Here is a 14,617-nt window from a genome sequence, read left to right on the forward strand (position 1 = left end):
CCAAGATGAAAATCGCCGTTTTCTTCGTGGGCGAGGTGCAGGACGCGGGCTTTAACGCCAGCGCCCTGCAAGGCGCTGAACGCGCCGCCGCGCAAGGGGTTGCCGAGATCTCGGTGATCTCGGGCGTGCGCTATGAGCAGGACGCCATTCGCGCCCGGATGGCCGAGGTCGTGCCCAAGGTCGACGGGCTGGTCTTTATCGGCGGCCAAGGCAATATTGCCACACCGGAGGCCGCAGCGGCCCATCCCGACACCCGCTTTGCCATTGTCCAGGGGCAGAAGACGGGGACTAACCTCGCCAGCTATGACGTGCGGCAGGAGGATTCCGCCTTTCTCGCCGGTGTGCTGGCGGCCCATGTCACCCGAAGCGGCATTGTCGGCCATCTCTCGGGCCACCGGGTTCGCCCGGGGCTGAAGGGGCGCGCGGCCTTTCTTGCCGGGGTCGCCCACGCCCGACCCGAAGTGAAGGTGCTCACCGGGTTCTGTGGCACCCAGGATGACAATTCCGTCACCCGCGCCTGGGCCGAGGCCGAGATCGCCGCCGGCGTCGATGTGCTCTTTACCATGCTCAACGGCGCCCGGCGCGGCGCGATCGAGGCCTGCCGCGCCGGCGGCGCGCGCCAGATCGGCAATGCGCTCGACTGGGTGGAGACCGATCCCGAGGTCTTCCTCGCCTCGGCGCTGGCGCGCATCGACCTTGGCGTCGAACGGGCGATTTCCGATATGGTGGCGGGCCAGGTGCCGCCCGGGATCGTCGAATTCGGGCTGGGGGAAGGCGATGTCGTCTCGCTCCGCCTCGGCGCCGATGTGCCGGAGCCCGCGCGGGAGGCCGTGGCACAGGCGGCAGCGGACCTGCGCGCCGGCCGCATTGCCATCCCCGACAGCTACGAAGGGCCGGAATTCACGCCGGAGCGCGTCGCATGCGACGGCTGATTCCCCAGATCGGCCCGGTCCTGATGCTGGCAGCGGGGCTGTTCTTTGTCCTCGGCGCCCTGACCGCGCTCGATCTGGGGTCATTCCGGCGGATGGGCCCCGGAGCCTTTCCGCTGCTGGTGGGCGGCCTGCTCTGCCTTCTGGCGCTGATCGGGCTGGTGCAGAACCTGCGACAGCCCCTCGCCCCCGGCCGGCCCGACCCGATGGCGGTGCTGGGGGTGGTCGGCGGCGTCGCGGCCTTTGCCTTCTTCACGCCGCTGGCCGGGGTACTGCCCGCCACCGCCATGGCGGTGCTGGCCACCGGCGCGGTCATTCCCGGCTTTCGCTGGCGCTACCGCATCCTCTTGGCGCTGGGTGTCGCGCTGGCCGTCTGGCTGATCTTCGTTCTGGGGCTCGGCATTCCTTTCATCGCCATCAGGGGACTCTGACATGGACCTGCTCGCCAATCTTTCGCTCGGCCTCGCCACGGCGGCGACGGCTCAGAACCTGATGTATTGCTTTGTCGGGGTCTTCCTCGGCACCTTCATCGGGGTGCTGCCCGGCGTCGGTCCGCTGGCCGCCGTCGCCATGCTGTTGCCGGTGTCCTTCTATCTGCCGCCGGAAACCGCGCTGGTGATGCTGGCCGGGGTCTATTACGGCGCCGAATACGGCGGATCGATCGCTTCGATCCTGCTCAACATCCCCGGCACGCCCTCGGCCTCGGTCACCTGTCTCGATGGCTACCCGATGGCGCAGCAGGGCCGCGCCGGGGTGGCGCTCTTTGCCACCGCCATGGCCTCGATGTTCGGCGCGCTCTTCGGCGTGGTTGTGATGGTGCTGCTCTCGCCGAAACTGGCCGAGTTTGCCCTGTTGTTTCAGCCGGCCGAGTATTTCTCGGTCATGGTGCTGGGGCTGGTGGCAGCCTCGATCGTCAATTCCACCGGTGCGGTCAGGGGCTTGATGATGGTCTGCCTCGGCATCCTGCTGGGCACCGTCGGCGTCGATGTGAACTCGGGCGAGACCCGCTTTACCGGCGGTTTCCAGGAGCTGCGTGACGGGGTGTCGCTGGTCGTCGTGGCCATGGGCCTCTTTGGCATTTCCGAGGTCATGGTTTCCTTGCGCGGCGCCACCAAGAGCTATGCCGGCGCCGGGCTCACCGGTTCGATGCTGCCCACCGCGCGGGAATGGCTGCGCAGCCTGATGCCGGCACTGCGCGGCTCGGCCGTCGGCAGTTTCTTCGGCACCCTGCCCGGCACCGGCCAGACCGTGGCAAGTTTTGTGGGCTATGCGCTGGAAAAACGCGTCAACAAGCGCGGCGCCAGCTTCGGCACCGGTGCGATCGAGGGCGTGGTGGTGCCGGAATCCGCCAACAACGCCGCCGCCCAGACCGCCTTTATCCCGACGCTGACCCTGGGCATTCCCGGCTCCACCACCATGGCGCTGATGCTCGGCGCGCTGATGATCCATGGCATCACGCCAGGGCCGCGGCTGATCTCGGAACACCCCGAGCTCTTCTGGGGACTGGTGGTGAGCTTTGTCTTCGGCAACATCTTTCTGCTGATCCTCAACATCCCGCTGATCGGCCTCTGGGTGCGAATCCTGCGGGTGCCGCATCACTACCTCTATCCGACGGTGATCGTGCTGATCTGTGTCGGCGTCTTCAGTATCTCGAATTCGCTCGCTGATGTCTGGATGACGCTGCTCTTCGGGTTGATCGGCTATGTGCTGCGGCTGTTCCGCTTCGAGCCGGCCCCGATGTTGATCGGCTTCGTGCTGGGCCCGATGATGGAGGAATTTTTCCGCCGCGCCATGCTCTTGTCGCGTGGCGATCCGAGCGTGTTCCTGACCCGGCCGGGCAGTGCCCTGCTGCTTGGGGTGGCAGTCCTGTTGCTGGCTGCCTCCGTGCTGCCGTGGCGGTCCTGGCTGGCTTCGGGCCGGCTGGCGGTGCGGCGCCGCGCCTGAGCGCGCCGCACCGGGGATTTGCCACCGGGGATTTGCCATCGACAATCGGGCGGAGGTCCGGGCAATCTCCGGGACAGCAAGACCACGAGGACCCCGATGGCGAAACCCAGAATTCTGGTGACGAGAAAGCTGACCGATCCGGTCGAAGCGCGGCTGGCGGCCGACTATGACGCAACCTTCAACCCGAGCGACCGGCCGATGCCGGCAGCGGCGCTGGCCGCGGCGATGCGCGACCATGACGCCCTGGTGCCGACGGTCAGCGATCGGATCGCGGCCGGGATGTTGCAGGCCGAGGGGTGCCGGGTGCGGATGATCGCCAATGTCGGTGTCGGCTTTTCCAATATCGACACCGAGGCCGCCAGGGATGCGGGCATTGCCGTCTCGAACACGCCGGACGTGCTGACCGATGCCACCGCCGACACCGCCATGTTGCTGATCCTGTCGGCCACCCGCCGCGCCTTTGCCGCCGAAAAGATGCTGCGCGCGGGCCGCTGGGGCGGGTTCTCGATTGTCGACGGGCTGGGCACAAGCATTCAGGGCAAGGTGCTGGGCATCATCGGCATGGGCCGCATCGGCCGGGCCACCGCGCGCCGGGCGGCAGCCGGGTTCGGCATGGAGATCGTCTATTACAACCGTTCGCCGGTCGGCGAACTCGGCTTCGAGGCGCGGCGGCTGGAGAGCATCGAGGCGGTCATGGCGGCGGCCGACGTGGTGTCTGTGCATGTGCCGGGCGGCGGGGCGGCGCCGCTGGTGACGGCCGCGCATATCGCCTGCATGAAGCGCTCGGCCTATCTGATCAACACCGCCCGGGGCGACAGTGTCGATCAGGATGCCCTGATCGAAGCGCTGGCCCGGGGGCGCATCGCCGGTGCCGGGCTCGATGTCTTTGCCGAGGAACCCGAGGTGCCCAAGGCGTTGCGCGCGATGGAGACCGTCACCCTGCTGCCGCATATCGGATCGGCCACCCAAGAGGTGCGCACCGCCATGGGGCATCTGGCGGCCGACAATCTCGACGCCTTCTTTGCCGGCAAGGAGCTGCCCTGCCGGGTGGTCTGAGGACGGCCCGCTAGGCGGCTGGCTGGCCGTTCAGTCGTCCGGGCGGCCCGGTCGAGGCGCGGACCATCAATTCGATCTCGAGCAGCCGGGGCTGCGGCACGGTCTGGGTCTCGACCCATCCGGCCAGCGCATCGGCGGCGGCCAGGCCCATGCGCGACACCGGCAGGTGAACGGTGGTCAGCTCGGGATAGAGATGCGCCGAGCCGGGCAGATCGTCCACCCCGATGAGCGAGATCTGCCCGGGCACGGCGATGCCCGCGCGCTGCAATTCGAACAGGACGCCCGAGGCCAGCACGTCTGACAGGCAGAGCACGGCGCTGGTGCGCGCCGCCGCCGTCCGCACCGCCTGCCCCGCTGCGCAGCCGCCGGCGATCGACAGCGGCACCTCGTGATAGACCAGATCGACCTCGGGGCGGTGGCCGGCCAGAGCTTCGATCCGCGCCCGGGTGCGGTCGTTCAGGTGGCTCGGGCCATGTACTACCGCGATCCGGCGATGGCCCTGATCGGCCAGGTGGTCCAGCGCCGCCCGCGCGGCGGCGGCGTTGTCATAACCGATGGTCGGCAGCCGGTAGTCGGGATCGAAACAGGAGATCGCGATTGCCGGCAATTGCCCGCGCTCGATCAGCCCGAAGAACTCCGGCGTGTGGGTCATACCCGAGACCATCAGCCCCTCGGCGCCGATATCGATCAGGCCTTGCGCCTTTTCGGCCTCGATCCGGGGATCGTCGTCGGTGGTCGCAACCACCAGCGACAAGCGGTGGCTGGCCAACTGGCGTTCGAGCCCGGCCAGCACGCGGGCGAAAATGTCGTGTTCCAGTGTCGGCACCAGCGCGCCGACAAAGCGGGTGCGGCCCGAATTGATCGCCCGCGCCGCGGCACTCGGCAGCCAGCGCAGCTCCTGCATCGCCTGCTCGACCCGAGCGCGGGTTTTCTCGGCCACGGTTTCCGGCGCGTTCATCACCCGCGACACGGTTGCCACTGAAACTTGCGCCGCCGCCGCGACGTCGCGCAGATTGGCGCGTTTGCGCTGTGCCTTCATTTTGACCCCCTCTGCCTGCCCGAGCAGCAACACTCCGCGGTCCGCTGCCAATTTTCAACTTCGTTATACACCCACTTGACGGATGTAACTAGTTTCATTCACTCTGTAACCAGTTACAAAACGAGAATCGGCCAGAATATGACCCAATACGCAGTCCTTCGTGATTTCGACAACATGGGCTTTCGCAGCCAGGCCAGATCCTTTCCGGGGTTCCCCGCGCCATTGCAGACGCATCTGCGCCGTCTCGCCCCGCGTGAGGCGCTGCGCCAAGATCTTCGCGCCGGCGACCTCTTGTCGATCGAGGCTCCCGCGGGTGGCGCGCAGATCGTTGCCTTCGATGCCGCCGGCCGCCCGGCGCTGGACACGCTCGGCCTGAAACCGGACGGCCCGCTTGCCCTTGGCGCCAGCGACACCGGGGCGCTGACCGGCTGGATTGTCGCCCAGGGCGGCGATGCCACGGCGCCGATCCCGGCCGCCTGCCCCGCGCCGCTGGCCGAACCGCTGCTGCTCAAGGCGAACGCGGCGGTGACGGTCTGGATTCTCCGCCCGCTTCAACCCGAGGCGCTGGTTGACGGCTCGGCCGGCGGCAGCGTCACCGTCAGCCTCAAGCGCGCAGCGGGCCAGTCACCGCTGCTGCCGCCGCTGCTCGGCGACACCCGCGACGAATTCACCGTGCCGCGCGGCACGGCGATGGCCTATGAGGTGAAACAGGGCGAATTCGTCCAGATCATCGACATCGAGGGCCAGCAATGCTCGGACTTCACCGCCTTTCGCAGCGACGGTCTCGACCGCGGCGAAGAGCTGATGATCGACGGCACCGCCACCCGGTCGATGGTGCGGCGTGCCTATCCCGGCCCCGGGCTGCTCGACAAGTTCTTTGACCGCGACATGCGGCCGCTCTTGAACGTGGTGCAGGACACCTGCGGCCGGCATGACACCTTTGGCCTGGCCTGCACCGCGCGCGGCTATGAAGAGCGCGGCTTTCCCGGCCATGTCAATTGCTCCGACAATATCTCGCGGGCGCTGGCGCCTTATGGCGTGGCGCCGCGCGCGGCCTGGCCGGCGATCAACTTCTTCTGGAACACCTGGATCGACCTGCACAGCCACAACATCATGACCGAGGAATCGCATTCGCGGCCCGGCGATTACGTTGCCATGCGCGCGCTGGAGGATCTGGTCGCCGTCTCCACCGCCTGCCCCGACGACGTCGATCCGATCAACGGCTGGAATCCCACCGATGTGCATGTGCGCATCTATCGCCCTGACACCCCCCTGCGCCGCGCCGTAGCGTATCGCGAAAAGGAAGACGCCCCGATGACCATCTCGCAGACCTCCGCCTTCCACGAACGGCTGGAACCGATGACCCACAATTTCGCCCCCGCGCGCGATCTCTGGGCGCCGGTCAGCTTTCCGGCGGCGGGCGCAACCGGCGAATACTGGGCCTGCCGCGAGGCGGTGACCGTGCAGGACATGAGCGGGCTGCGCAAATACGACATCGTCGGCCCGGATGCCGAAACGCTGTTGCAGCGCGCGACCACCCGCAATGTCGCCAAGCTGGCGGTCTGGCGTGGGCAATACACGCTGATGTGCGATGCGGCCGGAACGGTGATCGATGACGGCACCCTGTTCCGGCTGGGCCATGACCTGTTCCGCTGGTGCTGCGGATCGGAGGAAAGCGGCCGGGTGCTGGAAACGCTGGCGCAGGAACTGGGGTTGCAGGTCCGCATCCATCACATGGGCGGCGCCATGCCGAACCTGGCGATTCAGGGGCCGAAATCGCGCGATCTGCTGCGCAAGATCGTCTTTACCCAGCCGCATGTGCCGGCAATGGACCATCTCAAATGGTTCGGCGTAACCGTGGCCCGGCTCAACGACCGCGAAGGCGCGCCCTTCATGCTGTCGCGCTCCGGCTATACCGGCGAGCTGGGGTACGAGATCTTCTGTGCCAAATCCGACGCGGTGGCGATCTGGGACGCGGTGTTGGCGGCGGGCGAGGAGTTCGGGATCACGCCGATGGGTTCCGAGGCTCTGGGCACCATCCGCATCGAGGCCGGGCTGGCGGCCGCAGATGCCGAATTTGCGCCGGGCGTCGATGCCTTCGAGGCCGGGCTGGGCTTTGCCGTCGATCTGACCAAACCCGAATTCACCGGCAAGGCGGCACTGGAGCGCAACGCGCAAGACCCGCGCCGGGTGCTCAAGGGGCTGCTGCTGGACGGGCCGGACGTGCCGCATCACGGCAGCCCGGTGCTCGACGGCGAACGCCAGGTGGGCGTCGTCACCTCGGCCACCCGCTCGCCCACGCTGGGCCATGCCATCGCCATGGCGCGGCTGGGCGTGGAACATGCCGAAAACGGCGCCCGGCTGGACATCGGCCAGCTTGACGGCCGGATGAAACGCCTTGGCGCCACGGTTTCCGACATTCCCTTCATAGACCCGCAACGCAAGCGGGCGCGCGCCTGAGAGCGCATAAACCCAACCTGAGAGGACCCACGATGAAAGCACTTTCCACATTGACCGCCCTTGCGGCCCTGACCCTCGGCACCGGCGCGCTGGCGCAGGAAAAGGTCATGGTCGGCGAACCCAGCTGGCCCGGTGCCAAGGTGATGAGCCGCGTCATCGGCCAGGTGATCGAAACCCGGCTTGGCGGCGAGGCCGGCTATGCCCCGGGCGCCAACGCGGTGATCTTTGCCGCCATGGACGGCGGCCGCGGCGATATTGACGTGCATCCCGATGTCTGGCTGCCGAACCACGAATCCTTCCGCAAGGAATACGTCGAACAGAAAGGCACCGTCGCCCTGTCGTCGGGCAGCTACGAGGGCCGCACCGGGTTCTGCACGCCCACTTACATGGCCGAAGAGCACAACATCCGCTCGATCTTCGATCTGGCCACCCCAATGGCGCAGGATCTCTTTGACACCGACGGCGACGGCAAGGGCGAGATCTGGGTCGGCGGCTCCGGTTGGGCCTCGACCAATGTGCACAAGGTCAAGGTGCGCGACTATGGCATCGAGACCTTTCTCGACCCCTCGACCGAGGACGAGGCGGTGTTCTATGCCCGGCTGAATGACGCCATCGACCGGAAGCAGGGCGTGGTCTTCTATTGCTATTCGCCGCACTACGTGCACGCGCTCTATGACGTGACCATGATCGAGGAACCGGCCTATGACGAGGCCGCCTATACCATGGTGCAACCGGGCGAGGATGCCGACTGGTTCAACAAGTCGTCGATCACCACCGGCGACATGATCAAGACCGTGACAGTGGGCTACTCGCGTTCGCTGGAAGAGCGCAACCCCGCCGCGGCCGCCTTCCTGAGCAAGATCGACATGGAGTCCGAGGAGCTGTCCAAGCTGACCTATGAGGTCGTGGTACAGGGTCGCGACATCGACGCCGCGGTGTCGGACTGGCTTGCGGCGAACGGCAAGGTCGTCGATGGCTGGCTCGGCCTGAACTGATCCCCGTCTGCCGGCCTGTGGCCTCGCGGGGCCACAGGCCCCTCGACCCACATTCGTGACAGGAGAAGCCATGTCCGGCGAGATAGCGATAGACGCAAACGGCGTCTGGAAGATTTTCGGCAAACGTGCCGATGAGGCCCTTCGGGCGATCCATGACGAGGGGCTGACCAAGGCGCAGGTGCTGGAGCGCTTCAACTGCGTCGTCGGCGTGGCGGATGCCAGCTTTCAGGTCAAGCGCGGCGAATTGTTCTGCGTCATGGGCCTGTCCGGGTCCGGCAAGTCGACGCTGGTGCGCCACGTCAACCGTCTTCTGGAGCCCACCGCCGGACATATCCACATCAACGGCGAAGACGTCATGGGCCTGGACGATGCCGGCCTGCGCGATCTGCGCAACCGTCGCGTTGCCATGGTGTTTCAGAACTTCGGCCTGATGCCGCACCGCACGGTGCGCGACAATGTTGCCATGCCGCTGGAAATCCGCGGCACCGGCAAGGCGCGGCGGTGGGAAGAGGCCGACCGGGTGCTCGATCTCGTCGAGCTTGGCGGCTGGGAAGACAAATATGCGCATGAGCTCTCGGGCGGGATGCAGCAACGGGTCGGTCTGGCCCGGGCCATCGCCTCGGACCCCGAGATCCTGCTGATGGACGAGCCGTTCTCGGCGCTCGATCCGCTGATCCGCAAGCAGTTGCAGGACCAGTTCATGCAGCTCAGCCGCAAGCTGGGCAAGACCACGATGTTCATCACGCATGATCTGGACGAGGCGATCCGCATCGGGCACCGCATCGCCATCATGAAGGATGGCCGCATCGTTCAGATCGGCACCCCGGAAGAGATCATCCTCAACCCGGCCGACGGCTATGTGGCGGATTTCGTGGCCGGCATCTCCAAGCTCAACATGATCTTCGCCCATTCGGTGATGCAGCCGGTGGGGGAGTTTGAATCCGCCTACGGCAGCGTGCCCGGCGACGCCAAGGTTGCCCATCCCGAGATGGACCTGAGCGACCTGATGAACCTCGCGGTGGATGGCCATGGCATCGTCACCGTCGCCGACGCCGGCAATACCGTCGGCGTGATCAACCGCGCGCGCCTGCTGCGCGCCATCCAGAACAGCCAGGCGTGAGGAGACGAAACATGCAACATGTCGATCCGATGCAGATCAAACCCGACGCCAGCGCGCGTATGCAGGCGCTGGTCGGGGATTTCGCCGGGCAGTCGCAAGGCTATTACCGCCGGGTTTTCGCGCATATGATGCAGGCTCCCGGCTACGCCTTTACCCTAAACCTCGCCGCCGGGCTGCTCGGGCCGGTCTGGTTCGGGGCGCGGGGGCTGTGGTCGTGGTTTCTGGGCTTCCTGGTCCTCGAAACCCTGGCCTATATCCAGATCGGCCTTGGCCTCTTTGGCGATCTCGGCCGCGATGCCCGGCTGCGGGCCGATCAGATCGCCCAGACGCTCGACCTGCGCCGCCAGCAGATCGAGGCGGCTGAAACCTCCGGCGCGGCCTCGCTCGAAGCGTTGAAGCGCGCCGCGACCTCGCTGGAAGAGGCGCTCACGGGGGCGCGGCTCGCGGCGGACAGTGCCGATGCCAGCGGGCTTGTCTATCTCGCCGTGGGGCTCGGGCTTCTGCTGACCTTCAAGTTTGCCGCCGCCGCGCTTGCCAACTGGACGCTGGAAGGGCAGTTCGCCCGCTGGCGCTCGGACCGGCGGGTGGCCAGCGGCTGGTCGCAGCTGCGCATGCTGCTGGCCGGGCTGATCACCCTGGCCGTGGTGGTGATCTCGACCGCGAAATTCGCCCGCCCCGACGCCTTTCCGGTGCTCAACGCCTTTCCCACCGACCGCGACTGGCGGCTTGGCACCGGCGACTGGGTGCAGGCCGGCTTCGACTGGCTCAAGACCCATGGGCGCGGCTTCTTTGACGGGCTGACCGTCGGTATGCGCAGCCTGCTCGACGCCATCGAGGTGGTGCTGGTGGGCACCCCCTGGCCGGTGGTGGCGCTGGTCTTCGTGATGCTGGCCTATCTGTCGGGCGGCGCCCGTGTGGCGATCTTTACCGCCGCGGCGCTGGCCTATCTCGGGCTGCTCGACTTCTGGGAAAAGGCGATGACCACGATCGCCCTGCTCGGTGCGGCGGCGCTGATCTCGATCACCCTGGGCATTCCGCTCGGCATTTTCTGTGCCCGCCGCCCCGCGGTCTTTGCGGTGGTGCGCCCGGTGCTGGATTTCATGCAGTCGATGCCCTCGTTTGTCTACCTGATCCCGGTGGTGGCCTTCATCGGCTCGGGCAAGCCTGCGGGCGTGGTCGCCACGATGATCTTTGGCAGCCCGCCGGTGATCCGGTTCACGGTGCTGGGTCTGCAACAGGTGCCCAAGACGGTGCGCGAGGCGGCATTGGCCTTTGGCGCGACCCCCCGCTATTTGCTCTGGCGTGTCGACCTGCCGCTGGCGCGCAAGACCATCATGGCCGGCGTCAATCAGACCATTCTGCTGTCGCTGGCGATGGTGGTGGTGGCCTCGCTGATTGGTGCCAAGGGGCTGGGCGAGGATGTGCTGGAAGCGTTGCAATACGCCGCCGCCGGTCAGGGCATCCTTGCCGGGCTCGCCATCCTGTTCTGTGCCCTGATCCTCGACCGGATCGTCGCCGGCAAGAAATAACCCCGGCCACCCCGACCCAATCGAAGCCCAAAGGCGGGATCGCTCCTGATCCCGCCTGCCGCCCTCCCCTTGCCTCCCCCGGTGCCGCCCCTCCAGCGCGGCCAGAACGAAGGACCCTCGCCCATGGCTCTCCCCCCTGAAAACGCCCGTGTCGTCATTGTCGGCGGCGGCGTCATAGGCTGTTCGGTGGCCTATCACCTGACCAAGCTCGGCTGGACCGATGTGGTGCTGCTCGAACGCAAGCAGCTGACCTCCGGCACAACCTGGCACGCCGCCGGGCTGATCGCCCAGCTGCGCGCGACCGAGAACATGACCCGGCTGGCCAAGTACAGCCAGGAGCTTTACGGCCAGCTTGAGGCCGAGACCGGCGTCGCCACCGGCTTTCGCCGCAATGGCTCGATCACCGTGGCGCTGTCGGACGAGCGGCGCGAGGAAATCCTGCGCCAGGCTTCGATGGCGCGCGCCTTCGGCGTCGAAGTCGAGGAAATCAGCCCCGCTGAGCTGAAAACCCGCTATCCGCATGTCAATGCCGAGGACGTCAAGGCGGCGGTCTATCTCGACAAGGACGGCCAGGGCGACCCGGCCAATATCGCGCTGGCCATGGCCCGTGGCGCCCGCCAGCGCGGTGCGCAGGTGCTGGAGCGTACCAAGGTCACCGGCCTTGTCCGCGACGCCCGCCGGATCACCGGTGTCCACTGGGAGGCCGAGGGCGAAAGCGGTACCATCACCTGCGATCACGTGGTCAACTGCGCCGGCATGTGGGGCCATGAGGTCGGCCGGCAGATGGGCGTCAACGTGCCGCTGCATGCCTGCGAACACTTCTACATCGTCACCGATACCGTTCCCGGGCTGTCCCAGCTACCGGTGCTGCGGGTGCCCGAGGAATGCGCCTATTACAAGGAAGACGCCGGGAAAATCCTGCTCGGCGCCTTCGAGCCGGTGGCCAAGCCCTGGGGCATGGCAGGCATCCCCGAAAGCTTCGAGTTCGACCAGCTGCCGGAGGATTTCGACCATTTCGAGCCGATCCTCGAACAGGCGGTGAACCGCATGCCGCTTCTGGCCGAGGCGGGCATCCACACCTTTTTCAACGGCCCCGAAAGCTTCACCCCCGACGACGCCTATCACCTGGGACTGGCGCCCGAGATGGACAATGTCTGGGTCGCCGCCGGCTTCAACTCGATCGGCATCCAGTCGGCGGGCGGCGCCGGCATGGCGCTGGCGTCATGGATGGACAGCGGCGAAAAGCCCTTCGATCTGGGCGACGTCGATATTGCGCGGATGCAGCCGTTCCAGGGCAATCGGCACTACCTGTTCGAACGCTCCAAGGAAACGCTGGGCCTGCTCTACGCCGACCATTTCCCCTATCGTCAGAAAGCCACCGCACGCGGCATCCGCCGCTCGCCGCTGCACGAGACCCTGCTGCGCGAGGGTGCGGTGATGGGCGAGATCGCCGGATGGGAACGCGCCAACTGGTTCGCCGACAGCGGCCAGACGCCGGCCTATGAGTATTCGTGGAAGCGGCAGAACTGGTTCGGCAATGCCGCCCGCGAACACAAGGCGATCCGCGAGAATGTCGGGCTTTACGACATGTCCTCCTTTGGCAAGATCCGCGTCGAGGGGCCCGACGCCGAGGCCTTTCTCAACCATGTCGCGGCCAGCAACCTTTCGGTGCCCGTGGGCAAGATCGTCTACAGCCAGTTGCTCAACAGCCGGGGCGGGATCGAGGCCGACGTGACGATCACCCGTCTGAGCGAGACCGCCTACCTCGTGGTGACCCCGGCCGCCACCCGGTTGGCCGATGAGACATGGCTGCGGCGGCATGTGGGCGATCACCGCGTGGTGGTCACCGACATCACCGCCGCCGAGGCGGTGATCTGCGTCATGGGGCCGAAGTCGCGCGCGCTGTTGCAGCGGGTGTCGCCCAACGATTTCTCCAACGCCGCCAACCCCTTTGGCACCGCGCAGGAGATTGAGATCGGCATGGGTCTGGCCCGCGCCCACCGCGTGACCTATGTCGGCGAGCTGGGCTGGGAGATCTATGTCTCTGCCGACATGGCGGCGCATGTCTTCGAGGTGCTGCACGAGGCCGGGCGCGAGATGGACGCGCGGCTGTGCGGGCTGCACATGATGGACAGCTGCCGGATCGAAAAGGGTTTCCGCCACTTCGGCCATGATATCTCGTCCGAGGATCACGTGCTCGAGGCCGGGCTGGGCTTTGCGGTCAAGAAGAACAACGTCTCCTTCATCGGCCGCGACGCGGTGGAGCGCAAGCGCGAGCAGGGCTTGCAGACCCGGATGGTGCAATTCCTGCTGCAAGACCCCGAACCGCTGCTCTATCATGCCGAACCGATCCTGCGCGATGGCGACATCGTGGGCTTTCTGACCTCGGGTAGCTACGGCCATCACCTCGGCGGTGCCGTGGGTCTGGGCTATGTACCCAGCGCCGGCGAAACCGCGGCAGATGTGCTGGCCTCGCGCTACGAGATCGAGATCGCCGGAAGCCGCGTGGCCGCCACCGCCTCGCTCAAGCCGCTCTACGACCCGAAATCCGAACGCGTGAAGGTCTGACCCACCGGGCGGCGCGGCACATGGCCCGTGCCCGCCGCCAACCCGCCAACGCGCGCCTACTCTTGACCAACAGGATCGCCCCATGACCAAATACTGTCTCACCGTCACCTGCCCGTCACGCCGCGGCATCGTCGCCGCGATCTCGACATTCCTGACCGACAAGACCTGCAATATCACCGATGCGTCGCAGTTCGACGATCAGGAAACCGGCTATTTCTTCATGCGGGTCAGCTTCACCCCCGAGAACGGCTCGGATCTCGCGGCCCTGGCCGAAGGCTTTGCCGAGATCGCCGAGCCCTTCGGCATGACCTACGAATTCCACGACGAAAGCCGCAAGATGAAGGTCGCGATCATGGTGTCGCGTTTCGGCCATTGCCTGAACGACCTGCTCTACCGGGTCAGGATCGGCGCCCTGCCGGTCGAGGTGGTGGCGGTGATCTCGAACCACATGGATTACCAGAAACCGGTGGTGAACGCTGACATCCCGTTCCACTGCATCAAGGTCACCAAGGACAACAAGCCGCAGGCCGAGGCGGCAATCATGAAGGTGGTCGAGGAGACCGGCGCCGAGCTGATCGTGCTGGCGCGCTACATGCAGATCCTGTCGGACGAGATGTGCCAGAAGATGTCGGGGCGGATCATCAATATCCACCACTCGTTCCTGCCGTCGTTCAAGGGCGCGAACCCCTACAAGCAGGCCTTCGAGCGTGGGGTGAAGCTGATCGGCGCGACCTCGCATTACGTCACCGCCGATCTCGACGAGGGGCCGATCATCGAGCAAGACATCGTGCGCATCACCCACGCGCAATCGGCGGCCGACTACGTCAGCCTCGGGCGCGACGTCGAAAGCCAGGTGCTGGCCCGGGCGATCCACGCCCATGCCCACCACCGGGTCTTTCTCAACGGCAACAAGACGGTGGTCTTTCCCGCCTCGCCCGGCAGCTATTCGAGCGAGCGCATGGGCTGAGCCCCCGAGT

At 66.6% G+C, this 14,617-nt stretch carries 11 protein-coding genes; 10 read left to right on the forward strand and 1 reads right to left on the reverse strand.

Annotated elements, in window-relative coordinates; all coding sequences use genetic code 11:
* Positions 1 to 5: 5 nt before the first annotated feature.
* The 4 genes from PVW49_RS18295 to PVW49_RS18310 all read left to right on the forward strand — a co-directional run bounded on the left by PVW49_RS18295 (position 6) and on the right by PVW49_RS18310 (position 3,929).
* Positions 6 to 932: a BMP family protein gene (locus tag PVW49_RS18295; protein WP_170850587.1), complete on the forward strand. Its 927-nt coding sequence runs from the start codon at positions 6 to 8 to the stop codon at positions 930 to 932.
* Entirely contained in the window at positions 920 to 1,360 is a 441-nt protein-coding gene (locus PVW49_RS18300) for a tripartite tricarboxylate transporter TctB family protein (RefSeq protein WP_048534749.1), read from the forward strand. The genes PVW49_RS18295 and PVW49_RS18300 overlap by 13 nt, the downstream gene beginning before the upstream one ends.
* Position 1,361: 1 nt before the next feature.
* Positions 1,362 to 2,873 (forward strand): tripartite tricarboxylate transporter permease, encoded by a 1,512-nt coding sequence (locus PVW49_RS18305; RefSeq protein WP_274591242.1) that lies wholly within the window; start codon positions 1,362 to 1,364, stop codon positions 2,871 to 2,873.
* A 96-nt stretch (positions 2,874 to 2,969) separates the two neighbouring features.
* Positions 2,970 to 3,929 carry a 2-hydroxyacid dehydrogenase gene (locus tag PVW49_RS18310; RefSeq protein WP_274591243.1) on the forward strand — a complete coding sequence of 320 codons (960 nt, stop codon included), beginning with the start codon at positions 2,970 to 2,972 and terminating at the stop codon, positions 3,927 to 3,929.
* A 10-nt stretch (positions 3,930 to 3,939) separates the two neighbouring features.
* Here the strand turns inward: PVW49_RS18310 and PVW49_RS18315 are convergent, their stop codons facing one another.
* The gene (locus PVW49_RS18315) at positions 3,940 to 4,968 is read right to left on the reverse strand and encodes a substrate-binding domain-containing protein (RefSeq protein ID WP_082154658.1); all 1,029 of its coding nucleotides are present in this window, start codon (positions 4,966 to 4,968) and stop codon (positions 3,940 to 3,942) included.
* Positions 4,969 to 5,106: 138 nt separating this feature from the next.
* On the opposite strand from PVW49_RS18315, the gene PVW49_RS18320 reads away from it, so the two are divergent.
* The 6 genes from PVW49_RS18320 to purU all read left to right on the forward strand — a co-directional run bounded on the left by PVW49_RS18320 (position 5,107) and on the right by purU (position 14,607).
* Positions 5,107 to 7,428: a DUF1989 domain-containing protein gene (locus tag PVW49_RS18320; protein ID WP_274591244.1), complete on the forward strand. Its 2,322-nt coding sequence runs from the start codon at positions 5,107 to 5,109 to the stop codon at positions 7,426 to 7,428.
* Between the two features lie 32 nt (positions 7,429 to 7,460).
* On the forward strand, positions 7,461 to 8,423 hold the full coding sequence (locus PVW49_RS18325; protein ID WP_274565536.1) for an ABC transporter substrate-binding protein: 963 nt from the start codon (positions 7,461 to 7,463) through the stop codon (positions 8,421 to 8,423).
* Positions 8,424 to 8,493: 70 nt separating this feature from the next.
* Positions 8,494 to 9,543 carry a quaternary amine ABC transporter ATP-binding protein gene (locus tag PVW49_RS18330; protein WP_048534742.1) on the forward strand — a complete coding sequence of 350 codons (1,050 nt, stop codon included), beginning with the start codon at positions 8,494 to 8,496 and terminating at the stop codon, positions 9,541 to 9,543.
* Positions 9,544 to 9,554: 11 nt separating this feature from the next.
* Complete coding sequence (locus PVW49_RS18335; RefSeq protein WP_274591245.1) at positions 9,555 to 11,072, forward strand: ABC transporter permease; 1,518 nt, start codon at positions 9,555 to 9,557, stop codon at positions 11,070 to 11,072.
* A gap of 123 nt (positions 11,073 to 11,195) precedes the next feature.
* Positions 11,196 to 13,640 carry a GcvT family protein gene (locus PVW49_RS18340; RefSeq protein WP_274591246.1) on the forward strand — a complete coding sequence of 815 codons (2,445 nt, stop codon included), beginning with the start codon at positions 11,196 to 11,198 and terminating at the stop codon, positions 13,638 to 13,640.
* 82 nt (positions 13,641 to 13,722) lie between these two features.
* Positions 13,723 to 14,607 carry a formyltetrahydrofolate deformylase gene (purU, locus tag PVW49_RS18345; RefSeq protein WP_048534737.1) on the forward strand — a complete coding sequence of 295 codons (885 nt, stop codon included), beginning with the start codon at positions 13,723 to 13,725 and terminating at the stop codon, positions 14,605 to 14,607.
* Positions 14,608 to 14,617 lie beyond the last annotated feature (10 nt).

It is taken from the genome of Marinovum sp. PR37, assembly GCF_028807375.1.
Taxonomy (GTDB): domain Bacteria; phylum Pseudomonadota; class Alphaproteobacteria; order Rhodobacterales; family Rhodobacteraceae; genus Marinovum; species Marinovum algicola.

What these genes read in the sequence shown, in the direction of transcription:
- PVW49_RS18295 (WP_170850587.1), top strand. Translation starts at nt 6, where the DNA reads ATGAAAATCGCCGTTTTCTTCGTGGGCGAGGTGCAGGACGCGGGCTTT.
- PVW49_RS18300 (WP_048534749.1), top strand. Translation starts at nt 920, where the DNA reads ATGCGACGGCTGATTCCCCAGATCGGCCCGGTCCTGATGCTGGCAGCG.
- PVW49_RS18305 (WP_274591242.1), top strand. Translation starts at nt 1,362, where the DNA reads ATGGACCTGCTCGCCAATCTTTCGCTCGGCCTCGCCACGGCGGCGACG.
- PVW49_RS18310 (WP_274591243.1), top strand. Translation starts at nt 2,970, where the DNA reads ATGGCGAAACCCAGAATTCTGGTGACGAGAAAGCTGACCGATCCGGTC.
- PVW49_RS18315 (WP_082154658.1), bottom strand. Translation starts at nt 4,968, where the DNA reads ATGAAGGCACAGCGCAAACGCGCCAATCTGCGCGACGTCGCGGCGGCG.
- PVW49_RS18320 (WP_274591244.1), top strand. Translation starts at nt 5,107, where the DNA reads ATGACCCAATACGCAGTCCTTCGTGATTTCGACAACATGGGCTTTCGC.
- PVW49_RS18325 (WP_274565536.1), top strand. Translation starts at nt 7,461, where the DNA reads ATGAAAGCACTTTCCACATTGACCGCCCTTGCGGCCCTGACCCTCGGC.
- PVW49_RS18330 (WP_048534742.1), top strand. Translation starts at nt 8,494, where the DNA reads ATGTCCGGCGAGATAGCGATAGACGCAAACGGCGTCTGGAAGATTTTC.
- PVW49_RS18335 (WP_274591245.1), top strand. Translation starts at nt 9,555, where the DNA reads ATGCAACATGTCGATCCGATGCAGATCAAACCCGACGCCAGCGCGCGT.
- PVW49_RS18340 (WP_274591246.1), top strand. Translation starts at nt 11,196, where the DNA reads ATGGCTCTCCCCCCTGAAAACGCCCGTGTCGTCATTGTCGGCGGCGGC.
- purU (WP_048534737.1), top strand. Translation starts at nt 13,723, where the DNA reads ATGACCAAATACTGTCTCACCGTCACCTGCCCGTCACGCCGCGGCATC.